We start from the raw sequence: 22,102 nt of genomic DNA on the forward strand, positions 1-22,102 counted from the left end.
CCCGGTTGTCATACGTAGCCCAGCCGCCCGCGCGTCCCATCCGACGCGCCGCACGCGGCCCCGGACGCTCCCAATCGACACCCAGACCGGAGACCGTGACTACCACCGCCGCCAGCGCCTCCTCGCACACCCACCATCTCTCGCCCGCCTTCCCCGGACGAGCCCCCTGGGGCACCGCCAACAAGCTGCGTGCCTGGCAGCAGGGGGCGATGGAGAGGTACGTCCAGGAGCAGCCGCGCGACTTCCTCGCCGTAGCCACCCCTGGCGCCGGCAAGACGACGTTCGCACTGACCCTCGCGTCCTGGCTGCTGCACCACCATGTCGTGCAGCAGGTGACCGTCGTCGCGCCGACCGAGCACCTGAAGAAGCAGTGGGCCGAGGCGGCCGCGCGGATAGGGATCAAGCTCGATCCCGAGTACAGCGCCGGACCCCTCAGCAAGGAGTACCACGGCGTCGCCGTGACGTACGCCGGTGTCGGGGTGCGCCCCATGCTCCACCGCAACCGCTCCGAGCAGCGCAAGACCCTCGTCATCCTCGACGAGATCCACCACGCCGGTGACAGCAAGTCGTGGGGCGAGGCCTGCCTGGAGGCGTTCGAGCCCGCCACCCGCCGGCTCGCGCTCACGGGTACGCCGTTCCGTTCCGACACCAACCCCATCCCCTTCGTGACGTACGAAGAGGGCAACGACGGCATCCGGCGGTCCTCGGCCGACTACACGTACGGCTACGGCAACGCGCTGGCCGACCACGTCGTGCGGCCCGTCATCTTCCTCTCCTACAGCGGCAACATGCGCTGGCGCACCAAGGCGGGCGACGAGATCGCCGCCCGGCTCGGCGAGCCGATGACCAAGGACGCCATCAGCCAGGCCTGGCGCACCGCGCTCGACCCGCGCGGCGAATGGATGCCGAGCGTGCTGCGCGCCGCCGACCAGCGCCTCACCGAGGTGCGCAAGGGCATCCCGGACGCGGGGGCCCTCGTCATCGCCGCCGACCAGGACTCGGCCCGTGCCTACGCCAAGCTGATCCGCGAGATCACCGGCACCAAGGCGACCGTCGTCCTGTCCGACGACACCGGCGCCTCGAAGCGGATCGACGACTTCGCGGCGAGCAACGACCGCTGGATGGTCGCCGTCCGCATGGTGTCCGAGGGCGTCGACGTGCCCCGCCTGGCCGTCGGCGTGTACGCCACCACCATCTCGACCCCCCTCTTCTTCGCCCAGGCCGTCGGCCGTTTCGTACGGTCCCGCAGGCGCGGCGAGACGGCGTCCGTGTTCCTGCCGACCATCCCGGACCTCCTCACCTTCGCCAACGAGATGGAGGTCGAGCGCGACCACGCCCTCGACAAGCCGAAGAAGGAGGGCGAGGAGGACCCCTACGCCGAGTCCGAGAAGGAGATGGAGGAGGCGAACAAGGAGCAGGACGAGGACACCGGCGAGCAGGAGCAGTTCTCCTTCGAGGCGCTGGAGTCCGAGGCCGTCTTCGACCGGGTCCTGTACGACGGCGCCGAGTTCGGCATGCAGGCCCACCCCGGAAGCGCGGAGGAGCAGGACTACCTCGGCATCCCCGGGCTCCTCGAACCCGACCAGGTCCAGCTGCTGCTCCAGAAGCGCCAGGCCCGGCAGATCGCGCACAGCCGCAAGAAGCCGGACGAGGAGGCGGACCTCCTCGAACTGCCCGCCGAGCGGCGCCCCGTGGTCTCCCACAAGGAGATGCTGGAACTGCGCAAGCAGCTCAACACCATGGTCGGCGCGTACGTCCACCAGAGCGGCAAGCCGCACGGCGTGATCCACACCGAGCTGCGCCGCGTGTGCGGCGGCCCGCCGAGCGCGGAGGCCACGGCCGGGCAGCTCCGGCAGCGGATCACCAAGGTCCAGGAGTGGGCCACCCGGATGCGATGACGTCCGGGCGACGGCGTCCGCGGACGCGACGGCGTCCGCGGGGAACCGGGGCACATGCCCGGGGCGTCCCTTCCTCGGAGTGATCGCAGTGACATGGGGAACCGGTGACCTCCGCGGCCGGCGGTATCCGGAACCCCTGGCGCCGAGTGCGGAAAACCGTATCGAGGGGGCGTGTTGTGTCCGGACAGGCGTGCGCCGCGGCCCGTGCGCTGCGTGCACGGGCGGTGTACGCCGAGTGGTGCGCGCCCCGCGTTCTGGGACAAACGGAATCAGTTCGCACCAGGGGGTGCCCGGATTCTGGACGGAGGCTTCCGCTGAGCGGACCGGCTCGCTACTGTCCCGCTACGCACACGCCCCGTGGCAGCGCCGCCGCGGAGCGCAGCCGTGAAGCGACTGCGGCCCGGGAAGAGCCCGGGGCGCCTGCCGACCGGCGGCCTCTGAAGCGCGTCGCCGACGGGACTCGGTGGCGCACCCGCCGTGAAGGGGCCGTCGACCTCACCACTAAGGAGTGGGCGTCGTGACCGCGGAGACCTCTCAGACGCTCGACCGGGGACTGCGTGTCCTCAAGCTGCTCGCCGACACCGATCACGGGCTGACCGTCACCGAACTCTCGAACAAACTGGGCGTCAACCGGACCGTGGTGTACCGGTTGCTCGCCACCCTGGAGCAGCACGCTCTCGTACGCCGCGATCTGGGCGGCCGTGCCCGGGTCGGGCTCGGTGTGCTGCGCCTGGGCCGCCAAGTGCACCCGCTGGTACGGGAGGCCGCGCTGCCCGCACTGCGAGCGCTCGCCGAGGACATAGGGGCGACAGCCCATCTGACGCTGGTCGACGGGACGGAGGCGCTCGCCGTCGCGGTCGTCGAACCGACGTGGACGGACTATCACGTGGCCTACCGCGCCGGGTTCCGGCACGCCCTGGACCGGGGTGCCGCCGGCCGCGCGATCCTCGCCGCCCGGCAGGCGCCGGTGGGGGAGCCCGGATACACGCTCACCCACGGCGAACTGGAGGCGGGCGCCTGCGGGGCCGCGGCGGCGCTGATCGGGGTGACGGGGGTCGAGGGCAGCGTGGGCGTGGTGATGCTGGCCGACGCCGTACCGGAGCGGGTCGGCCCGCGCGTGGTCGACGCGGCCCGAGAGGTGGCGGACGCCCTGCGCTGACGGGACCGGATCTGGACCGTGGGACCTGTACGGAGGTTCCGCCGGGCGGTGACGTTAGATTGACCCCGTGCTCTCTCGCCTCACGCGCCCCAAAGCCGTCGCTGTCTGCGCCCTCCCCGTCGTGGCTCTGCTCGCCACGGCGGTGTTCGCGCCGCTGCCGTTCTCCCTGGCGCAGCCCGGCCTGACGGCCAACGTCCTCGGCGAGAACAAGGGCGACCCGGTGATCACCATCACCGGTGCGCCCACCCGGAACACCAGCGGCCAGCTCCGGATGACGACGATCGAGGCCACCGGCCCGGAGGCGAGTGTCTCCCTCGGTGATGTGCTCAGCGCCTGGTTCGCCACCGACAAGGCCGTGATGCCCCGTGACTCGGTCTACCCGGGCGGCGGCAGCGTCAAGGAGATCGAGCAGCACAACGCGAACGAGATGAAGCAGTCCCAGGACAGCGCCACCGAGGCGGCCCTGGGGTATCTGCACGAGAAGGGCGACGTGAAGGTCACGCTCAAGCTCGCCGACGTCGGCGGACCGAGCGCCGGACTGCTCTTCTCGCTCGGGATCATCGACAAGCTGGACGGCGACGGCAGCGGCGGCGACCTCACGGGCGGCCGGGTCGTCGCGGGTACGGGGACGATCGACGCCGACGGCAAGGTCGGTGCGGTCGGCGGTGTCAGCCTCAAGACACAGGCGGCCCACCGTGACGGCGCGACCGTGTTCCTGGTTCCGAAGGCGGAGTGCTCGGACGCCAAGGCGGAGCTGCCGAAGAATCTCCGGCTCGTCCCGGTGACGGACCTCGACGGAGCGGTGAACGCGCTGGTGTCCCTGGAGAAGGACAAGGGCTCGGTTCCGAGCTGCTAGTGCCGCGGCAGGTCTGTCGGCCGGGGCGGCGCCGCCCGTCAGAAGGCGGCGACGGCCGTCCTCGGCGCGGAGGCCAGCCGCAGGCCGACCTCCACCAGCGTCCAGCCGACGCGGGCACGCAGCCGGCGGGGACTCACGGCCTCGGCGCCGAGCCGGTACGCGTCCGCTTCCGCACGCAGGTCGGCGGCGCGAACGTGCTGCAACTGGAGGTGGGTCTCGGGATGCATCGGAATGACCTCTCGTCGGTGTGATCGAGCCTGGGTGATCGTGCGAGTCGAGCGCCTTCGGGCGGGCCGGCCGGTTGGGGCCGGCCCGGATCGGGCGAATCAGTCCGAGGACTGCGGGAACACGTGCGTGTGGAAGCGCACTTGCTCCGCCTCGTGGTCGTCCTCGGGACGTTCGAGGGCGCGGTAGCTGTCGAGCAGGTCGTGCATCTTCCGGATGAGTTCCTTGGACTGCGCCGGGGTCAGCCGCATCGTGAAGTCGCTCATGTCGGTGGCGGGGGTCCATCCGTCCCCCCAGTCACCGCGGGTGCCGAGCCAGGTCGACAGCTCACGGGCGTGGGTACTGGCCACCTCGTGCAGGAACATGTCGGCGGCTCCGCGCACCGCCGGGTCAGGGTCGCTGAGCAGGTCCTCGCCGAAGTCCAGCCCCTGGTGGACCGCCTGCCACCACCGCTCTCGCCCCTTGCCCCGCTCCGGGGCGTCCTCGACGAAACCGTGCGCGGCGAGCTGGCGCAGGTGGTAGCTGGTCGCCCCGCTGGACTCGCCCAGCCGCTCGGCGAGCATCGACGCGGTGGCCGGCCCCCTCTGGCGCAGGCTGCTCAGCAGTTCCATGCGCAGCGGATGCGCGATCCCGCGCAGCGAGCGGGCGTCGAGGCGGTGGTGCTGTGGAGGTTCGGGCGGCAGGGGCGGCTCCGGCGGGAGCGGGGCCTCAGGGGGAAGCGGGGGCTGGTCCGTCATGTGTACAAACATAGCGTTGCAAAGAAATCCTTGCAACTATTTCTTTGCAACCACTTCTTTGGATCACGCCATCGGGTCGGCCGGGTCAGCCCGGCCAGCCCGGGTCACCCCGGATCAGTCCTGCTTGACGAAGCCCTCCTGCGTCATCCAGTCCAGCGCCACCTCGTGCGGGTCCTGGCCCTGTACGTCCACCTTCGCGTTCAGGTCCTGCGCCACCGTGTTGTTCAGCTTCTTCGTCACCGGCTCGATGACCTGGGCGATCTGCGGATACTTCTTCAGGGCCTTGGAGTTGATCACCGGGGCCGCGTTGTAGTTGGGGAAGAACTTCTTGTCGTCCTTCATCACCTCCAGGTTCATCGACTTGATGCGCCCGTCGGTGGTGAACACCTCCCCGTACGTACAACTCCCCTTCGCCACCTGGGTGTAGATGATCCCGGTGTCCATCTGCGTGATGTTCTTCGCGGGGATGTCCATCCCGTACGCCTTCTCCATGCCCGGCAGTCCGTCGGCCCGGTTGGCGAACTCGCTCTCCACGCACAGGGTGACGGCGCTCGGGTCCGACTTCGACAGCGCGGCCACGCCGGACAGCGTGGTCGTGCCGTACTTCTTGAAGTTGGCCTGGTTCATGGCGAGCGCGTAGGTGTTGTTGAGCGCGGACGGCGGCAGCCAGGTGACCCCGTTCTTCGGGTCGGCGTCGTGCACGGCCTGCCACTGCTTCTGCGGGTCCGGGATCGGCTCGCTGTTGCCGAGATACGTGATCCACGCCGTGCCCGTGTACTCGTACATGGCGTCCGCGTCACCGTTCTTGATGGCCTCGCGGGCGCCGATCGACCCCTGGATGCCGGTGCGGTCGACCACCTTCGCGCCCGCCGCCTGGAACGCGATGCCCATGATCGCGCCGAGGATCAGCTGCTCGGTGAACTCCTTCGACGCCACCGTGAGGTTCGCGCCCTTGAGGGGCTCGCCCTGCCCGATGGTCCCCGGCTTGACGTTGTCGGTCATGGGGGAGCCGCTGGTCAGCCCGCACGCGGAGGCGAGGACGAGGACGGCGGCCAGCACCGCGTGGGCGCGCACCCGCCTCATGTCCCCACCTCGAGACCGCGCGGCCGCAGCAGCAGTTCCGCCAGCGACGCCAGCCAGTCGACAAGGAGCGCGAGGGCGACGGTGAGGATCGCGCCGAGGACCAGGACCGGCATGCGCTGGGTGGTGATGCCGGTGGTGATGAGGACGCCGAGGCCGCCGCCTCCGCCGAACGTGGCGAGGGTCGCGGTGCCCACGTTCAGGACCAGCGCCGTACGGACGCCCGCGAGGATCAGCGGTACGGCCAGCGGCAGTTCGACCCGGGTCAGCACGCCCAGCGGTGACATGCCGATGCCGCGCGCCGCCTCCAGCAGGGTCGGGTCGTTGCCCTTCAGACCGGTGATCGTGTTGGACAGGACCGGCAGGATCGCGTAGATCGTGATGCCGATCAGGGCCGACTTCTCGCCGGTGCCGAGCCAGATCACGAGCAGGGCCAGCAGGCCGATCGCCGGGGTCGCCTGCCCCATGTTGGCGAACGTCATCGCGATCGGGGTGAACTTGCGGAACGCCTTGCGGGTCAGCAGGATCCCCAGCGGAATCGCGATGATCAGCACGAAGAACGTGGAGATCACGGTCAGCTGGATGTGCTGCCACAGGGCCTTGGACACCTGGCCGTTCGACAGGGCGTTCCGGGAGATCGCGTCGAGGTCGGCCTGCTGGAACCAGATCCAGGTGGCCAGCAGCAGAGCGATGAGGACGGCCGGCAGGAAGGTCAGCTTCTTCCAGCTGATCCGCCGCCTCGGGGCCGTCGGAGCCGGCGGCGGCGCCTCCCGCTCGCCGGTGCCCTCACCCTCGCTGTCGTCGCGGAAGGCCACCCCCTTGACCTCGTGCTCGCCCTCGGGACGCCGGGACGCGGGCGGTGTGCTCACGCCTTCGCCTCCCCTTCGTCGACGCCCTCCTGCTCGAACTGGGTCTGATGGGCGCGTGCCTCCTTCAGTTCGTGCTGGTGCTCCAAGGCCTCGAGCCGGTCGGCCTCCAGGAGTTCGTGCACGGAGTTCATGAGGGTCTCCATGTCGACGACCCCGGTGTACTCCCCGCGCCGCCCGGTGACCGGGACCCGGCCCGAGTTGTCGGTGAGCACCGCCTCCAGGGCGTCCCGCAGGGTGGCGTCACGGGTCACCGTGTCGTGCACCAGCGTCCCCGCCCGAGCGAGCGAACCCTTGGCCCGCATCAGATCGCCGCGCCGCAGCCACTTGTAGGGGCGGCCCCGTCTGTCGAGCAGCAGGATCTCGTTCGTACCGCTGGAACGCAGCTTGCCGAAGATCTCCTGGAGCGGATCGTCGACGGTGACCGTCGGATAGTCGGTGATCTCCACATCCCGTACCCGGCTGAGGTTGAGCCGCTTCAGCGCGGCGCCCGCGCCCACGAACCCCGACACGAAGTCGTCGGCCGGGTTGGTGAGGATCGCCTCCGGGGTGTCGAACTGCGCGATGTGCGAGTGCTCGCGCAGCACCGCGATCCGGTCGCCCAGCTTGATGGCCTCGTCGAAGTCGTGCGTCACGAACACGATCGTCTTGTGCAGCTCGTGCTGGAGCCGGATCAGCTCGTCCTGGAGGTGGTCGCGGGTGATCGGGTCCACCGCTCCGAACGGCTCGTCCATGAGCAGGACCGGCGGGTCCGCGGCCAGCGCCCGCGCCACACCCACACGCTGCTGCTGACCGCCGGAGAGCTGGCGCGGATAGCGGCCCTGGAACTCGCCGGGGTCGAGCCCGACCAGGTCCAGCATCTCCTCGACCCGCGCCTTGATCCGCGCCTTCGACCAGCCGGTCATCCTCGGCACGAGGGCGATGTTCTGGGCGACCGTCATGTGCGGGAAGAGCCCGGACGACTGGATCGCGTAGCCGACCTTGCGGCGCAGCTTCACCGGGTCCATGTCGGTGACGTCCTCGCCGCCGATCCGGATACGGCCGCCGCTCGGCTCGATCAGCCGGTTGATCATCTTCAGGGTGGTCGACTTGCCGCACCCGGAAGGGCCGACGAAGACGACGAGCTCACCTGCCTTGATCTCCATGTTGACGCTGTCGACGGCGGCGTCCCGGCTGCCGGGGTAGCGCTTGGTGAGGTTCTCCAGCTCGATGGTGGCGCCCGTGGTGGAGGACGTCCCCCCGCTCGTGGTCTGCGCGCTCCCTGCCGTGCCCGCGGAGCCCTCGGCGTCCGCGGGGCCCTCGGCGGTCTCTGCGGTCTCAGGCACGGATCCCCCTCGGGATGGTCAGCCTGCCGAGCAGGACGTACGCGGCGTCGAAGAGCAGCGCGAGGATGATGATCCCGACCGTGCCCGCGAGCACCTGGTTGAGCGCGTTCTTGCTGCCCAGCGAGCTGATGCCGCGGAAGATCTCGTTGCCGAGCCCGGGCCCGGAGGCGTAGGCGGCGATGGCCGCGATGCCCATCAGCATCTGGGTGGCGATCCGGATGCCGGTCAGGATCGGCGGCCAGGCCAGCGGGAGTTCGACCCGCATCAGCCGGGCCGTCCGTGACATGCCGATGCCTGTGGCCGCGTCGACCAGCGCCGGATCGACCCCGCGCAGGCCGACGATCGAGTTGCGCACGATCGGCAGCAGCCCGTACAGCGTCAGCGCGATCACGGTCGGCGGGACGCCCAGGCCCACGATCGGGATCAGCAGACCGATCATGGCCAGCGAGGGAATGGTCAGGATGGCGGACGTCGTGGTGGTGGCGAGGTTGCCCGCCCACTCGGTGCGGTAGGTGACGACGCCGATCAGCACGCCGATGAAGGTCGCCACGACCATGCACTGGAAGACCGCGCTGGCGTGTTGGTAGGCGTCCGTGAGGAGCTGCTCGTGCCGGCTGCTCAGGTACTGCCAGAAGTTCACGCCGGCTCACCCCGCTCCTCGGTTCAGTGCTCGGTCGCCGCCTGCTCCACGAGCGGGATGATCCGCAGGGGAACCGGGTTCTCCATGACGATCGCCGTGGAGGCCCGGACGATGCCATCAAAACCGACAACCCGGTCGATCACACGTTGGAGATCGGCGTTCGAGCGGGCCACGAGCCGGCACAGCATGTCCCCGCTGCCGGTCGTCGTGTGCAGCTCCAGCACCTCGGGCACGGTCGTCAAGTGGGCGCGTACGTCCGCGCCTTGCCCCTGCCTGATCTGGAGCGTGGCGAACGCCGTGACCGGATAACCGAGGGCGGTCGGATCGACCTGCGGACCGAAACCCCGGATGACTCCGTTCGACTGAAGACGGTCCAGCCGGGCCTGCACCGTCCCCCGCGCCACCCCGAGCCGCCGCGACATCTCCAGGACCCCGATGCGCGGCTCCTTCGCCAGCAGCACGAGCAGCCGCCCGTCCAGATGATCGATCGCCATGCCTGCCTCCGGGATGGTCATCATGTACAGAAAGCCCGGCGGTCCGGGGCTCCTGCCGCACATATTGTTCAGTCGACAGGCGAACTATTGCGCACCTTGCGGAACGGAGGGAGCCTGCGGGCATGACGCAGACCACACACCACACTCCCGACACCGCCCGGCAGGCCGATCCCTTCCCGGTCAAGGGAATGGACGCGGTCGTCTTCGCCGTCGGCAACGCCAAGCAGGCCGCGCACTACTACTCCACGGCCTTCGGCATGCGGCTCGTCGCGTACTCCGGACCGGAGAACGGCAGCCGCGAGACGGCGTCGTACGTCCTCGAGAACGGCTCGGCGCGCTTCGTGTTCACCTCGGTGATCAAGCCCGCCACCACCTGGGGCCACTTCCTGGCCGAGCACGTGGCGGAGCACGGCGACGGCGTTGTCGACCTCGCCATCGAGGTCCCGGACGCGCGCGCCGCGTACGCCTACGCCGTCGAGCACGGCGCCCGCTCGCTCGCCGAGCCCTACGAGATGAAGGACGAGAACGGCACCGTCGTCCTCGCCGCCATCGCCACGTACGGCGAGACCCGCCACACCCTCGTCGAGCGGACGGGCTACGACGGCCCCTACCTGCCCGGGTACGTGGCCGCCGCGCCGATCGTCGAGCCGCCCGCCCGGCGCACCTTCCAGGCCATCGACCACTGCGTGGGCAACGTCGAGCTCGGCAGGATGAACGACTGGGTCGGCTTCTACAACAAGGTCATGGGCTTCACGAACATGAAGGAGTTCGTGGGCGACGACATCGCGACCGAGTACAGCGCGCTGATGTCCAAGGTCGTCGCCGACGGCACGCTCAAGGTCAAGTTCCCGATCAACGAGCCCGCCATCGCCAAGAAGAAGTCCCAGATCGACGAGTACCTGGAGTTCTACGGCGGCGCCGGCGTCCAGCACATCGCGCTGAACACGAACGACATCGTCGCGACCGTACGCACCATGCGCGCGGCCGGCGTCCAGTTCCTCGACACCCCCGACTCGTACTACGACACGCTCGGTGAGTGGGCCGGCGACACCCGGGTCCCCGTCGACACCCTGCGCGAGCTGAAGATCCTCGTCGACCGCGACGAGGACGGCTATCTGCTCCAGATCTTCACCAAGCCGGTTCAGGACCGTCCGACCGTCTTCTTCGAGATGATCGAGCGGCACGGCTCGATGGGCTTCGGCAAGGGCAACTTCAAGGCCCTCTTCGAGGCGATCGAGCGCGAGCAGGAGAAGCGCGGCAACCTCTGACCCGTGGAACCCGGGCCCCGGGCCCCGACGAACGTACGGGGCCGGGTATCGGGGTGTCCGGGACCAGTGGCCCAGGGTTCACCGTGCCGAGGGCGACGGAGCCGCGGAAACCGGCGCCGGCCCCTCGGCTCCCGAAGCACCGTCGGAGCCCGCCGCCCCCGCCGGGGCGTCGGGCTGCCGGGACGGGCCGGACCCCTGGGACCGGCCGGGCTGTTCGGAGTCGGCGGGCCCGCCCGGGTCCTCCGACGTCCCCGATTCCTCCGGCGGTCCCCCCGCGGGCGGCTCTCCCAGCGCCGTCAGGCCCTCCCGGGCCGCGGGCGCCAGCAGCGGCGAGAAGTACGGGTTGATCCGCAACGCCTCGGCGAGGTGCCGGCGGGCCGGCCCCGACAGCCCCAGATCACGCTCGATCTGCCCCCGGTGATACGCGTACAGCGCACTGCGCACACCGCCCCCGTGCTCCTGGTCCGTGGCCCGTACGGCGAAACCGAGCGCCTCCTTGTTCCCGGCGCGGTGCAGCGCCCAGCCCAGCGCGTCCGCCACCGCGATGCCGGGCTGCCGCTCCCACTCCGCGCGCAGCGCCTTCACCGCCGCCTGCGGGTCGCCGTGGTCCGCCTCGAAGAGCCCGAGGACCGGTTCGTCGTCCACGCCCGCCGCGGCGTCCCGCCGCACCAGCTCCCGCAACAGGTCGTACTGAACGCGCGCCGCCGCGCCGAGCCCGAGCTTGTCGTACAGCTCGCCCAGCTCCAGCGCGTAACGCGGCACGGGCCGCCTGGCGAGCGCCGCCCTGTACGCCCGCAGCGCCTCCGAAGTGCGCCCCAGCGCCGCCAGCGCGCGCCCCTGCCCGGCCAGCGCGTCGTACGCGTCGGCGTCCGTGTTCACCGCCGCCCGGTAGTGGTCCAGGGACTCCTGCCGGTCACCGCGTTCCCACGCGAGATCTCCCGCCAGCGTGAGAAAGGCAGCCTGTCCGGACGGGGTGGCCGCGCCCGCCGCCGCGTCCGAGACCACCGCCGCCGCGTCCTCGCGCCGGCCCCGGTCCCGGTACACGCGCGCCGCGACGGCCTGCGCCGCCGGTCCGGAAGGCAGGGCCAGCAGCTTGTCGAGAGCCCTGCCCACGGCCTTGTAGTCACCGAGCCCGGTGTACGCGTCGACGAGCCCCGCATACGCCGTCCACCGCTTCGGCGCCAGCTTCACCGCCGCCTCGCCCCACTGCTTCGCGGCCCGGAAGTCACCCCGCGCGCCGGCGAGGGAGGCGAGCCCCTCCAGCGCCGCCACATTGTCCCCGGGCCGCAGAGTCAGCGACGTGCGCAGCGCCTTCTCCGCCTTCGGGTAGTACGCGGCCGCCGCCGTCCGCCGCGCCCGCTCCGTGTAGGCCACGCCGAGCACCGCCCACGACACGTCGTCGCGCGGACGGGCCCGCACCCGCGCCTCGCGGTCCTGGACGAGCGCGTCGAGATCGGGCAGCGCCGCGGGCACTCCGGCTCCCACCGCGCTCGCCGCCCGCGCCACCGGACCCGGGGCGGGCCGCGGTGCCCCGCCCCGGTCCGGTGAGGGCAGCAGCACCAGCACGCCGCCGAGCACGGCACAGCCGGCGACCGCCGCGATCAGCGAACGCCGGGTGAGCGGGGAGCGGCGCGGGCCGGAGGACTCCGGGGACTGCTCGCCGACGGGCTCCTCGGGCCGGTGACCGGGGGGCACCGCGCGACCCGGCCCGGCGGACACCGGCTCACGCTCTTCGATCTCCATGCCGCTCACTGTGCGTCAATACGAAGACCTGACCCGGGCATGCGAAGCCCCGCGCGGATGGGGTTCACACCGATGGCCCCGGGTGCGACCCTGTGATCATGAGCCGTATCGAAGCCCCGCGCGATGAGGACACGGCAGCGCCCGGAAGCCTGCTCGACCGTCTGCTGAGCGGTCTGCCGGCCGAGGCCATCCTCACCGACCCGGACGTCACGGCCTCGTACGCCAACGACATGGCGAGCTTCTGCGAGGCGGGCACACCCGCCGTGGTCGTCCTGCCGCGCACGGTCGAGCAGGTCCAGCACGTCATGCGTGTCGCGACCGAGCTGCGCGTCCCCGTCGTCCCGCAGGGCGCCCGCACCGGCCTGTCCGGGGCGGCCAACGCGACCGAGGGGTGTGTGGTGCTGTCCCTCGTGAAGATGGACCGCATCCTGGAGATCAACCCGGTCGACCGCATCGCCGTCGTCGAACCCGGAGTCGTCAACGCCGCCCTCTCCCGCGCCGTGGGCGAACACGGGCTGTACTACCCGCCGGACCCCTCCAGCTGGGAGACCTGCACCATCGGCGGCAACATCGGCACGGCCTCCGGCGGCCTGTGCTGTGTGAAGTACGGGGTGACGGCCGAGTACGTCCTCGGCCTGGACGTCGTCCTCGCCGACGGGCGGCTGATGTCCACCGGGCGCCGGACCGCCAAGGGCGTCGCCGGCTACGACCTCACCCGCCTCTTCGTGGGCTCCGAGGGCTCGCTCGGCATCGTCGTACGGGCGATCCTGGCACTGAAGCCTCAGCCTCCCCAGCAACTGGTCCTGGCGGCCGAGTTCGGCTCCGCGCGGGCCGCCTGCGACGCCGTCTGCCGGATCATGGAGGGCGGCCATGTCCCGTCCCTGCTCGAACTGATGGACCGTACGACCGTCAAGGCCGTCAACGACCTCGCGCACATGGGCCTCCCGGAGACCACCGAGGCACTGCTGCTCGCCGCCTTCGACACCCACGACCCGGCGGCCGACCTCGCCCTGGTGGGTGCCCTCTGCGAGGCCGCCGGCGCGACGCAGGTCGTCCCTGCCGAGGACGCTGCCGAGTCCGAACTCCTGCTCCAGGCAAGGCGATTGGCACTCACCGCGCTCGAAGCGGTCAAGGGCACCACGATGATCGACGACGTGTGCGTACCCCGCTCCCGGCTCGGAGACATGCTCGACGGCATCGAGCGCGTGGCCGAGAAGTACGCCCTGACCATCGGCGTCTGCGCGCACGCGGGCGACGGCAACACGCATCCGACCGTCTGCTTCGACGCCGCCGACCCCGACGAGTCCCGGCGCGCCCGCGAGTCCTTCGACGAGATCATGGCCCTCGGTCTGGAACTCGGCGGCACGATCACCGGGGAACACGGCGTGGGCGTGCTGAAGAAGGAGTGGCTGGCCCGCGAGATCGGCCCGGTGGGCGTGGAGATGCAGCGGGCGATCAAGGCGGCGTTCGACCCGCTGGGCCTGCTGAACCCCGGCAAGCTGTTCTGAGGCCTGAGGCCTGAGGCCTGACGCTTGTGACCTGTGACCTGTGACCTGTGACCTGTGACCTGTGACCTGTGACCTGTGACCTGAGGCCTGGGACCTGACGCCTGAGACCTGGGACGTGAGACCCGGGACCGCCGGCCTGCCGGACCGGCACCGCTCATCGTGGGCGGACTCGTCCGGCCGCCCGTCAGGACTGCTCGCCGTCCGTCGACTCGTCCGACGGCCACGGGTCGCGCAGCCACAGATCGTCGGGCGACGGGGCTCCCGCCTGGTCGAGCGAGGCCGAGAGCCGCGGGGACGGCGCGAGCAGCTCGGCCAGACCGGCCTCGATGCCGAGCTGCCCGGCCTCGGTACCCGGTGGGACCACCCTGAGAGTGCGCTCCAGCCAGGCGCTGATCTGCGCGGCGGACGCTTCGAGCAGCGCGTCGCCGTCCGGCGAGCTCAGTGCCATCAGGACGACGCTCCGGCCGCCGACCTTCGTCGGCCACACCCGCACATCGCCGTGGCCGCACGGCCGGAACACCCCCTCGACGAGCAGCTCACGGGCGAACGTCCAGCTGACGGGATGGTCGGTGCCGATGTGGAAGACGATGCGGACGGCGTACGGGTCGTCGGCGCGGTAACTGAGGCGCGCCGGCACCGGGATGCTGTGTTCGGGCGACAGGACGAGATGAAGCTCGAGTTCGCGTTCCACCACGGTGTGCATGTCGATGCGCTCCCTTTCGTCGTACGGGCTCCTGCGGGCGGGCCCGTACGAGTGGAGAGCGCCTCGTGCCGCGGCCATTACGCGGGTTCGGGGAAATCTTTCGGCCCCCGCTCCGGCCCCCTTCGGGTGCGCCGCGTACAGCCTCGGACGTCCGGCCGCGGGACGGGGCGGATCCATGCCCTAAAGGAGTGGGTACCGCGGGACAGGCCGTGACGCGTGCGCCGGTCTGGTAGATGTGGACCTCCCACACGACCCCCGAGCAGATACGGGACGACGGACATGAGCGCCCCAACCCCGGCCCCCGGTGACGACAGGCCCCGCGAAGGCTATTACCCGGACCCCTCCATCCCCGGATATGTCCGGTACTGGAACGGCGCCGCCTGGGTGCCGGGCACGAGCCGCCCGGCGCCGTCGGGCGGCGAGGCGCTCGCTCCGCCGGCCGTCATGCGTTCCGCGCACGTGCCCGCTCCGGCGTCCTCGCCCGAGTTCTCGGCCGCACGCGGGCAGACGGTCACCCCCGCCGCGGAGGAGACGGGTCCGCACTTCTTCGACGAGGACCCGCAGCCCCACGGCGCCGCTCCCGCCGAGCCCGACCTCGCCGTTCCCGCCGAGCCCCGTCGCGCCGCTCCCGCCGAGTCCCAGCACGGCAGCCGGCCCGAGCCCGCCGCCTCCTGGGGCGCCGACCGCGCCCGGCAGTCCGGCTTCGGCGGCGACCAGGACCGCCGGGTGTCCTGGGGCGCGCCCAAGGGCTCCGACCCGCGTGCCGAGGGACCCGCCGACCCCGTGAGCCGGCCCGACGGGGCGTCGACGCGCGCGGACGGCACGACGACGATCCCGCCCGCCGACTCCGGCGGCGCCCCCCGGCCCCCGGCGACCGCGGGTCCCGTGGTCTTCCGCCGCCCCGCGGGGCAGGCGCCGTCCGCGGAACCGGACGGGCCGCAAGGCGCAGGCGGTACGAGCCTTACGGGTGAGGCGAGTTCGGGCGGAGCCGACGCCTGGAGCGGGCCGGGGACCGGGGCCGCGGCGGGCGCCGGGCAGTCCGGAGCCGCACGCCCCACCGTGATTCCGGGCGCGCCGGACTCCGTTCCCGCCGAGGGCGCCACGGTGTCGCGTGCGCCCTCCCCGCGTACGGAGCGGCAGAGCGGGGGCACGGGTCCGGCGGGTGCGCCGGGCGTGTCCGCCGGGTCAGGCCCGTCCGCCGGGTCCGGCCCGACGCCCGCGTCCGGCCCGGCCGTTCCGTCCGCCGCGTCCGCCGCGTCCGCCGCGTCCGCCGCGTCGGCCGGAGGCGGCTTCGGCGCCGGTCCGGCCGCCCAGAGCCCCGCCCAGAGCCCCGCCCCGGGGTCCGCCGCGCGGACGCCCGCCCGGCAGGCCGCGTCCGCCGTGCCCACCGCTTCCGCCGGAGGCGCCTCCGTAGCCGGGCCCGTCGGCCTAGGAGCAGGACCAGCAGCCCAGAGCCCCGCTCCGGGGGCAGCAGCCCAGAGCCCCGCACCGGGCACCGCCGCCCAGGCGCCCGCGCCCGCCGTTCCCCAGCAGGCCGGCGGTTCCACCCCCATGGCCTCCGGGGAGGGCGAGGGCCAGCCCTCCTGGGCCCAGCAGGTGCACCAGCTCGCGGGCGACCCGGCCGAGGACGGGCAGCGGGTGACGCCGTGGAAACCGCCGGTCGACGACGTGTTCCAGGCGGCAGCGCGCCGGCAGGCGGAGTCCCGCCCCTCCGGCCTCGGCAGACGGCTGACCGCCCGGCTGGTGGACACCGTCGTCATCGCCGGTGTCACCGCGGCCGCGGCCGTGCCGCTGGGAACCAGGGCGGTCGACCACATCAACGAGAAGATCGACGCTGCCAAGCTGTCGGGGGAGAAGGTCACCGTCTGGCTCCTCGACGGCACGACCGCCTCCTGCCTCGGCGCCGTCCTCGCCGTACTGCTCGTCTTCGGTGTCCTCTACGAAGTCCTGCCCACCGCCAAGTGGGGCCGCACACTGGGCAAGAAGCTGTGCGGCATCGAGGTGCGTGACATCGAGGGCCACGAACCGCCGGGCTTCGGACGGGCCCTGGCCCGCTGGCTCGTCCTTTGCGTGCCGTGTCTGCTGCTCGTCGGTTTCGCGGGCGTCCTGTGGTGCCTGTTCGACAAGCCCTGGAGCCAGTGCTGGCACGACAAGGCGGCGCACACCTTCGTGGCGGGACCGGCCCGGTAATCCCGTCCCCCGGACGGCCCTTCGCCGGATGCGGAGCCCGGGGGTTCGCGGTCGACTCGGGCCATGAGCAGCGAACCGCCGCCCCCGGGCCCCGGCCGGCCACCGGACGACGACCCGTTCAAGAAGCAGCCCCCGCCAGGTGAGGGCACGGGCTCCCCGTACGACCCGCCGCCTCCGTCCGGCGGCGGTTCTCCCTACGACCCGCCGCCCCCGTCCGGCGACCGGACCCCGCCGTACGGCAGCGAGCCGCCCCCGTTCAGCGGCGGTCCCTACGGCGAGGGCGGCGGACCGCACCCGGGAGGCGGCGACCCCTACGGCGGTGGCGGCCCCTACGGCGGCGATCCGCTCGCCGGCATGCCGCCGCTCGCGGACAGCGGGAAGCGGGTGCTGGCCAGGATCCTGGACATGATCCTGGTGGGCATCGTGGTGTGGCTGCTGTCATGGGCGTTCGGGGTCACCGAGTACAACATGAACTCGAACAAGATCGAGTACAGCAAGTCGCTCGGGCAGTCCCTGGTGGCCGCGGTGCTCTACGTCGCCTACGACACCGTGATGATCAGCAAGACGGGCCAGACCCTCGGCAAGCGCCTGTTCAACCACCGGGTCGCCAACCTCGGCGACGGCTCGACGCCTTCGGTGCAGACCTCCCTGATCCGCGCGCTGGTCCTGTGGATCCCGTTCGCGTTCTGCTGCGCCTGCATCTGGACGGCGATCGCGGGCGGCTGGAGCTTCTTCGACAAGCCCTACAAGCAGGGCCTGCACGACAAGGCGGCCAAGACGGTGGTGGTCGACACCGGCTGACGGCTTCCGGTGGACATCGCCGCACGGGACGGCCGGACGACGGGCCCGGCGGCGGGGGAGTACACCGAAACGGCGGGCCCGAGGTTCACGGGCCCGCCGTTTCGGTACGAGGTCCGAGCGTCCGGGGTGCCGGCGCTCCGCCGGTCCGCGAGGGGACCGGAGCGCGCGGGCTCGCGTACGCCGCTTCAGGGCCCCGCGGGTTCGCGTACCGGCTCGGGAGCGGACGACGCGGAGACGGACACCGACGCGGTCTCGCGCCGCGCCGGCACTCGCTCGTGGACGACGGGCGCGGCGGTGGCCGGCGCGGGCTTCGGCAGCGGGACCGTCATGGCCACCAGCAGTCCGAGAGCGAGCGCCGAGAGGGTGATCAGCACGATCCCCAGACTCGAACTCGTCTGTGACAGCAGCAGCATGGCGAGGGTGGAGAAGATCACGGTGCAGGAACCGTAGGCGAGCTGTGCGGCGGTCGGACGAGGCATGGCAATCGTGTCCTCGGATGGGGTTCTCCCCCCGGTGCCTCTCGCGATGGGGGAGGGTGCGGATAGATGTCGGGGGTGGGACAACGGTGTCGACGTGGCTGTTCCGCCGGCTTCCGACGCTTCGCCAATCGACTCTATTCGCCTGCATGCCCGAGTGGAACGTCCGGTAAGCGTGACCTTACCCACGGTGCCGATGCACAGGGGGCGCACGGAGTCATCAAGTCCACCAAGTGGACGTGGGAGCGCGCCCGTCGGGGCGTTTTGGGGTCGTCCGGATACCGAACGCAGGCTCCGCATAATGCACTTGCCAGGTTCAAGTCAAGATCTGTTTTTTCTTTGGTAACTCCGGTCAAATGTCGTCACTTGAATCGCGCAGACGCTCGCGGACCTCCATGACCCGGAACCCCCTCCGCGTGAACGTGCGCGGGGGAGGACATCAAGTGACCAACAGACCATGGACGTTCAGAGCAACCGCGGTGGGCGTCGCCCTCGCGGCGGCCACCGCCACGTTCTCGACGTACGCCGTCGCGCAGGCCGATGCGGCCCACGCGTCGCCGGTCGTGGAACGCCACGACCCGCAGCCGGTCAGGAACACGGTCGACCACGACCTCGACGGCCCGCTGAGCAAGACCCAGAACGCCCAGCGCCAGGAGGCGCTGAACCAGGTCATATCCGGCGACGCCAAGGTGCAGAACCGTCACGGTTCGAAGGTCGTCCAGCTGAAGAGCAGGAAGGGCAGCTCGAAGTACGTCGAGCTGGGCCGCGAGAAGACCGACCAGATCTTCACGATCCTGGTCGACTTCGGCGACAAGACGGACCCCAAGTTCGGTGGTACCGCCGGGCCTTCGCACAACCAGATAGCCGCGCCGGACCGTGCGAAGGACAACAGCACGGCCTGGCAGGCGGATTACAACCAGAAGCACTTCCAGGACCTCTACTTCGGCACCGGCAAGAACACCGAGTCGATGAAGAAGTTCTACGAGACGCAGTCCTCGGGCCGCTACTCGGTGGACGGCAAGGTCGCCGACTGGGTCAAGGTCCCCTACAACGAGGCGCGTTACGGCAACAACGCCTGTGGCAGCAAGAACTGCCCGAGCGTGTGGAACGTCGTCAGCGACGGTGTCACCGCCTGGGTCGCCCAGCAGAAGGCGGCCGGCAAGACCGACGCGGCCATCAAGGCGGACCTGGCCCAGTTCGACCAGTGGGACCGCTACGACTACGACGGCGACGGCAACTTCAACGAGCCCGACGGTTACATCGACCACTTCCAGATCGTGCACGCCGGTGAGGACGAGTCCGCGGGCGGCGGCGCCCAGGGCACCGACGCGATCTGGGCCCACCGCTGGTACGCGTTCGGCACCGACGCGGGCGCCACGGGTCCGGCCGACAACAAGCTCGGCGGCGCCCAGATCGGCGGCACCGGCATCTGGGTCGGCGACTACACCATCCAGCCGGAGAACGGCGGACTCGGCGTCTTCGCCCACGAGTACGGTCACGACCTCGGTCTGCCGGACCACTACGACACCGCCGGCGGCGACAACTCCACCGGTTTCTGGACCCTGATGTCCTCGGGCTCCTGGCTCGGCAGGGGCAAGGACTCCATCGGCGACCTCCCCGGCGACTTCAACGCCTGGGACAAGCTCCAGCTCGGCTGGCTGAACTACGACACCGCCAAGGCCGGCAAGCAGTCCACGCACAAGCTGGGCGTCGCCGAGTACAACACCTGGAACAAGCAGGCACTCGTCGTCAACCTGCCGGACAAGGCGGTCACGACCACGGTCGTCAACCCCGCGCAGGGCTCGTCCCAGTGGTGGAGCGGCAGCGGTGACAACCTGAAGAACACGCTGACCCGGTCCGTGGACCTCACGGGCAAGACCTCGGCGAAGCTGACACTCGACGGCTGGTACGACATCGAGGCGAACTACGACTACCTCTACACCGAGGTCTCGACCGACGGCGGCGCCAACTGGACCGCCCTGGACGGCACGGTGGACGGCGCCGCCATCCCGCGTGACGGCAGCGACAAGCCCGTCCTCACCGGCACGGTCGACGCGTACAAGAAGCTCGTGTACCCGCTCGACGCCTACGCGGGCAAGAAGATCGACGTCCGCTTCCGCTACCAGAGCGACGGCGGCGTGGCGCTCAAGGGCTTCGCGGCCGACGAGATCAGCGTCACCGCCGACGGCGCCGCGCTCTTCTCGGACAACGCCGAGACGGCCGACCCCGCTTGGACCGCCAACGGCTTCTCCCGCATCGGCGCCTCGTTCACCAAGAGCTACGCGCAGTACTACCTCGCGGAGAACCGCCAGTACGTCTCGTACGACAAGACCCTCAAGGTCGGCCCGTACAACTTCGGCTTCTCGACGACCCGTCCGGACTGGGTGGAGCACTACCCGTACCAGACCGGCCTGTTGATCTGGAAGTGGGACACCTCGCAGGCGGACAACAACACCAGCGAGCACCCCGGCGTCGGCCTCGCGCTTCCCGTCGACTCGCACCCGAAGGCCCTGTGGTGGGACAACGGCACGCTGATGCGCAACCGCATCCAGGCCTACGACTCCCCGTTCAGCCTGTACCGCACGGGCGGTCTCACGCTGCACAGCGCCGACGCCGCCACGAAGATCGCGTCGTCGAAGGGGGTGTCGGTCTTCAACGACCACACCAGCGACTACTACGACAACCGGAACCCGACCGGCGGCGTCAAGATCACTGACACCAACACCAAGATCGAGATCGTCAAGCAGGCCAAGGATGGCTCGACGATCTCCCTCAAGGTCGGCCCCGCAGTGAAGTAATCAGTATTTCCGCAGGTCAAAAGCGTATCGGCGGCAACCCCTGGCGGGTTGCCGCCGATCGTGTTTAGGTGCCTCCTGTGCCCGGCTTATTGACACCGACACCGACATCGACTCGCACGGGGGTGTGACCGCATGGCCGCAGGAGGTTTCTGCAGACTGCCGAACGGCAGCGTCGTAGTGGCGCTGAACCTGCCCGCTCCGGCAGGTCCGGCGGGCGGCTGCCTGCGGTTCCTGGTGATCGCCCCGAACCGTGCCCGCGCCCTGACGCGGCTGCGCAACCTGGGGTTGCGCGCCGTCTACCTCCGGGGAAACTCCGCCCCGCCCACTCCCGACGAGATCACCGCGGTCCTGCACCATCCCGACGGGCTCATCTGGCGTACGGCCCCCGGGAGCGGCGTCCCCGAGCTCACCCAGGAGCTGTGGCATCCGGTCAGAACGCTGCTCAGACGCCCGGCACCACAGCCGTGAGCGCCTCCGTCAGCAACCAGGTGTGGCCGAACGTGACCGAGTGCGACTCGCGTGACGGGTGTGACGGGTGTGGTGGCCCGGTCACACGACGGGCTTGCCCGTGAGCTCGACCCCGGCGGTGCGCAGCTCCTCCAGCGCCCGCTGCGTCGTCTCCTCCGCAACCCCGGCGGTCAGATCCAGCAGGACGGTCGTGCGAAAGCCCTGCCGGGCCGCGTCCAGGGCGGTGGCCTTCACGCAGTGGTCGGTCGCGATGCCGACCACGTCCACCTCGCCGATCCCGCGGGCGCGCAGCCAGTCGCCCAGCGGCACCCCGTTCTCGTCCGCGCCCTCGAAGCCGCTGTACGCCGCCGCGTAGGCGCCCTTGTCGAAGACCGCGTCGATCGCGCCCGAGGCGACGGCCGGGGCGAAGTTCGGGTGGAAGCCCACCCCCTCGGTGCCGGCCACGCAGTGCGCGGGCCAGGAGTGGACGTAGTCGGGGTTGTCGGCGAAGTGGCCCCCGGGAGCGATGTGCAGGTCGCGGGTGGCGACCACGTGCCGGTAGCCGGCGGGGGCCTGGCCGATCAGCTCCGTGACGGCGGCGGCCACGTCGGCGCCCCCGGCCACCGCGAGGCTGCCTCCCTCGCAGAAGTCGTTCTGCACGTCTACGACGATCAAGGCGCGGCGCATGGGCTGTGTCCTTCGGCTATGGGTGCGGCAGACAAGGGTGCGGGCCCGGCCGTTGAACTTCCGAGCCTAGAGAATTCCGGGGCGGTACGGGAGGGCGTATTCGGCTTCCGCGGCCCACGCGGGCACGCTGCCGTTGCATTCCCGCTCACCGAGGGTTCATGCGCGGTGCCACCCCGGTAACACCCGCACCATCCGCCCCGG

The 22,102-nt window shown here is 71.0% G+C and carries 20 protein-coding genes; 9 read left to right on the plus strand and 11 right to left on the minus strand.

Annotated features, from left to right (window positions below):
• The first annotated feature begins 95 nt into the window (after nt 1-95).
• The 3 genes from ABZV42_RS21955 to ABZV42_RS21965 all read left to right on the plus strand — a co-directional run bounded on the left by ABZV42_RS21955 (nt 96) and on the right by ABZV42_RS21965 (nt 3,913).
• Nucleotides 96-1,898: a DEAD/DEAH box helicase gene (locus ABZV42_RS21955; RefSeq protein WP_355980592.1), complete on the plus strand. Its 1,803-nt coding sequence runs from the start codon at nt 96-98 to the stop codon at nt 1,896-1,898.
• 517 nt (nt 1,899-2,415) lie between these two features.
• Complete coding sequence (locus ABZV42_RS21960; RefSeq protein ID WP_355980595.1) at nt 2,416-3,057, plus strand: helix-turn-helix domain-containing protein; 642 nt, start codon at nt 2,416-2,418, stop codon at nt 3,055-3,057.
• A 67-nt stretch (nt 3,058-3,124) separates the two neighbouring features.
• Complete coding sequence (locus ABZV42_RS21965; protein ID WP_356053199.1) at nt 3,125-3,913, plus strand: S16 family serine protease; 789 nt, start codon at nt 3,125-3,127, stop codon at nt 3,911-3,913.
• A 38-nt stretch (nt 3,914-3,951) separates the two neighbouring features.
• Here ABZV42_RS21965 and ABZV42_RS21970 read toward each other — a convergent pair whose 3' ends face one another.
• The 7 genes from ABZV42_RS21970 to ABZV42_RS22000 form a co-directional block, all read right to left on the minus strand.
• Complete coding sequence (locus tag ABZV42_RS21970) at nt 3,952-4,140, minus strand: hypothetical protein (protein WP_355980600.1); 189 nt, start codon at nt 4,138-4,140, stop codon at nt 3,952-3,954.
• A 99-nt stretch (nt 4,141-4,239) separates the two neighbouring features.
• Nucleotides 4,240-4,875, minus strand: coding sequence for a helix-turn-helix domain-containing protein (locus tag ABZV42_RS21975; RefSeq protein WP_355980602.1), 636 nt, complete (start codon nt 4,873-4,875; stop codon nt 4,240-4,242).
• A 114-nt stretch (nt 4,876-4,989) separates the two neighbouring features.
• Nucleotides 4,990-5,958: a glycine betaine ABC transporter substrate-binding protein gene (locus tag ABZV42_RS21980; RefSeq protein ID WP_355980604.1), complete on the minus strand. Its 969-nt coding sequence runs from the start codon at nt 5,956-5,958 to the stop codon at nt 4,990-4,992.
• Entirely contained in the window at nt 5,955-6,770 is an 816-nt protein-coding gene (locus ABZV42_RS21985) for an ABC transporter permease (RefSeq protein ID WP_355980899.1), read from the minus strand. Before ABZV42_RS21985 ends, ABZV42_RS21980 begins: the two co-directional genes overlap by 4 nt.
• 50 nt (nt 6,771-6,820) lie before the next feature.
• Nucleotides 6,821-8,146 carry a betaine/proline/choline family ABC transporter ATP-binding protein gene (locus ABZV42_RS21990; RefSeq protein ID WP_355980606.1) on the minus strand — a complete coding sequence of 442 codons (1,326 nt, stop codon included), beginning with the start codon at nt 8,144-8,146 and terminating at the stop codon, nt 6,821-6,823.
• Nucleotides 8,139-8,786, minus strand: a complete 648-nt coding sequence (locus ABZV42_RS21995) for an ABC transporter permease (RefSeq protein WP_355980609.1) — start codon at nt 8,784-8,786, stop codon at nt 8,139-8,141. Before ABZV42_RS21995 ends, ABZV42_RS21990 begins: the two co-directional genes overlap by 8 nt.
• A 23-nt stretch (nt 8,787-8,809) precedes the next feature.
• A complete protein-coding gene (locus ABZV42_RS22000) occupies nt 8,810-9,280 on the minus strand; it encodes an Lrp/AsnC family transcriptional regulator (protein ID WP_355980612.1) in 471 nt (156 codons plus the stop codon).
• A gap of 122 nt (nt 9,281-9,402) precedes the next feature.
• On the opposite strand from ABZV42_RS22000, the gene hppD reads away from it, so the two are divergent.
• Nucleotides 9,403-10,548, plus strand: a complete 1,146-nt coding sequence (gene hppD / locus ABZV42_RS22005; protein WP_355980615.1) for a 4-hydroxyphenylpyruvate dioxygenase — start codon at nt 9,403-9,405, stop codon at nt 10,546-10,548.
• A 78-nt stretch (nt 10,549-10,626) separates the two neighbouring features.
• Here hppD and ABZV42_RS22010 read toward each other — a convergent pair whose 3' ends face one another.
• Nucleotides 10,627-12,291, minus strand: a complete 1,665-nt coding sequence (locus tag ABZV42_RS22010) for a hypothetical protein (protein WP_356053201.1) — start codon at nt 12,289-12,291, stop codon at nt 10,627-10,629.
• 92 nt (nt 12,292-12,383) lie between these two features.
• Here ABZV42_RS22010 and ABZV42_RS22015 point away from each other — a divergent pair, with 92 nt between their 5' ends.
• On the plus strand, nt 12,384-13,799 hold the full coding sequence (locus ABZV42_RS22015) for an FAD-linked oxidase C-terminal domain-containing protein (RefSeq protein ID WP_356053203.1): 1,416 nt from the start codon (nt 12,384-12,386) through the stop codon (nt 13,797-13,799).
• A gap of 184 nt (nt 13,800-13,983) precedes the next feature.
• Here ABZV42_RS22015 and ABZV42_RS22020 read toward each other — a convergent pair whose 3' ends face one another.
• Nucleotides 13,984-14,502: an SsgA family sporulation/cell division regulator gene (locus ABZV42_RS22020; protein WP_355980624.1), complete on the minus strand. Its 519-nt coding sequence runs from the start codon at nt 14,500-14,502 to the stop codon at nt 13,984-13,986.
• A 279-nt stretch (nt 14,503-14,781) separates the two neighbouring features.
• Here ABZV42_RS22020 and ABZV42_RS22025 point away from each other — a divergent pair, with 279 nt between their 5' ends.
• Nucleotides 14,782-16,692 (plus strand): RDD family protein, encoded by a 1,911-nt coding sequence (locus ABZV42_RS22025; protein WP_356053205.1) that lies wholly within the window; start codon nt 14,782-14,784, stop codon nt 16,690-16,692.
• A 63-nt stretch (nt 16,693-16,755) separates the two neighbouring features.
• Nucleotides 16,756-17,493 carry an RDD family protein gene (locus tag ABZV42_RS22030; protein WP_355980629.1) on the plus strand — a complete coding sequence of 246 codons (738 nt, stop codon included), beginning with the start codon at nt 16,756-16,758 and terminating at the stop codon, nt 17,491-17,493.
• Nucleotides 17,494-17,678: 185 nt separating this feature from the next.
• On the opposite strand, the gene ABZV42_RS22035 is transcribed toward ABZV42_RS22030, so the two are convergent.
• Complete coding sequence (locus ABZV42_RS22035; protein WP_355980632.1) at nt 17,679-17,972, minus strand: hypothetical protein; 294 nt, start codon at nt 17,970-17,972, stop codon at nt 17,679-17,681.
• Between the two features lie 440 nt (nt 17,973-18,412).
• Here ABZV42_RS22035 and ABZV42_RS22040 point away from each other — a divergent pair, with 440 nt between their 5' ends.
• Nucleotides 18,413-20,767 carry an immune inhibitor A domain-containing protein gene (locus ABZV42_RS22040; protein WP_356053207.1) on the plus strand — a complete coding sequence of 785 codons (2,355 nt, stop codon included), beginning with the start codon at nt 18,413-18,415 and terminating at the stop codon, nt 20,765-20,767.
• A gap of 132 nt (nt 20,768-20,899) precedes the next feature.
• Nucleotides 20,900-21,235: a hypothetical protein gene (locus ABZV42_RS22045; RefSeq protein ID WP_355980638.1), complete on the plus strand. Its 336-nt coding sequence runs from the start codon at nt 20,900-20,902 to the stop codon at nt 21,233-21,235.
• A gap of 81 nt (nt 21,236-21,316) precedes the next feature.
• On the opposite strand, the gene ABZV42_RS22050 is transcribed toward ABZV42_RS22045, so the two are convergent.
• Entirely contained in the window at nt 21,317-21,901 is a 585-nt protein-coding gene (locus ABZV42_RS22050; RefSeq protein WP_355980640.1) for an isochorismatase family protein, read from the minus strand.
• Between the last annotated feature and the right edge of the window lie 201 nt (nt 21,902-22,102).

It is taken from the genome of Streptomyces sp. NPDC005281 (assembly GCF_040607495.1).
In the GTDB taxonomy this organism is placed as follows: Bacteria; Actinomycetota; Actinomycetes; order Streptomycetales; family Streptomycetaceae; genus Streptomyces.

Excerpts from the sequence above, each read along its gene's own strand:
- hppD (WP_355980615.1), top strand. The coding sequence starts at position 9,403 with ATGACGCAGACCACACACCACACTCCCGACACCGCCCGGCAGGCCGAT.
- ABZV42_RS22045 (WP_355980638.1), top strand. The coding sequence starts at position 20,900 with ATGGCCGCAGGAGGTTTCTGCAGACTGCCGAACGGCAGCGTCGTAGTG.
- ABZV42_RS22030 (WP_355980629.1), top strand. The coding sequence starts at position 16,756 with ATGAGCAGCGAACCGCCGCCCCCGGGCCCCGGCCGGCCACCGGACGAC.
- ABZV42_RS22000 (WP_355980612.1), bottom strand. The coding sequence starts at position 9,280 with ATGGCGATCGATCATCTGGACGGGCGGCTGCTCGTGCTGCTGGCGAAG.
- ABZV42_RS22010 (WP_356053201.1), bottom strand. The coding sequence starts at position 12,291 with ATGGAGATCGAAGAGCGTGAGCCGGTGTCCGCCGGGCCGGGTCGCGCG.
- ABZV42_RS21970 (WP_355980600.1), bottom strand. The coding sequence starts at position 4,140 with ATGCATCCCGAGACCCACCTCCAGTTGCAGCACGTTCGCGCCGCCGAC.
- ABZV42_RS22035 (WP_355980632.1), bottom strand. The coding sequence starts at position 17,972 with ATGCCTCGTCCGACCGCCGCACAGCTCGCCTACGGTTCCTGCACCGTG.
- ABZV42_RS22020 (WP_355980624.1), bottom strand. The coding sequence starts at position 14,502 with ATGCACACCGTGGTGGAACGCGAACTCGAGCTTCATCTCGTCCTGTCG.
- ABZV42_RS22025 (WP_356053205.1), top strand. The coding sequence starts at position 14,782 with ATGAGCGCCCCAACCCCGGCCCCCGGTGACGACAGGCCCCGCGAAGGC.
- ABZV42_RS22050 (WP_355980640.1), bottom strand. The coding sequence starts at position 21,901 with ATGCGCCGCGCCTTGATCGTCGTAGACGTGCAGAACGACTTCTGCGAG.
- ABZV42_RS21975 (WP_355980602.1), bottom strand. The coding sequence starts at position 4,875 with ATGACGGACCAGCCCCCGCTTCCCCCTGAGGCCCCGCTCCCGCCGGAG.
- ABZV42_RS21980 (WP_355980604.1), bottom strand. The coding sequence starts at position 5,958 with ATGAGGCGGGTGCGCGCCCACGCGGTGCTGGCCGCCGTCCTCGTCCTC.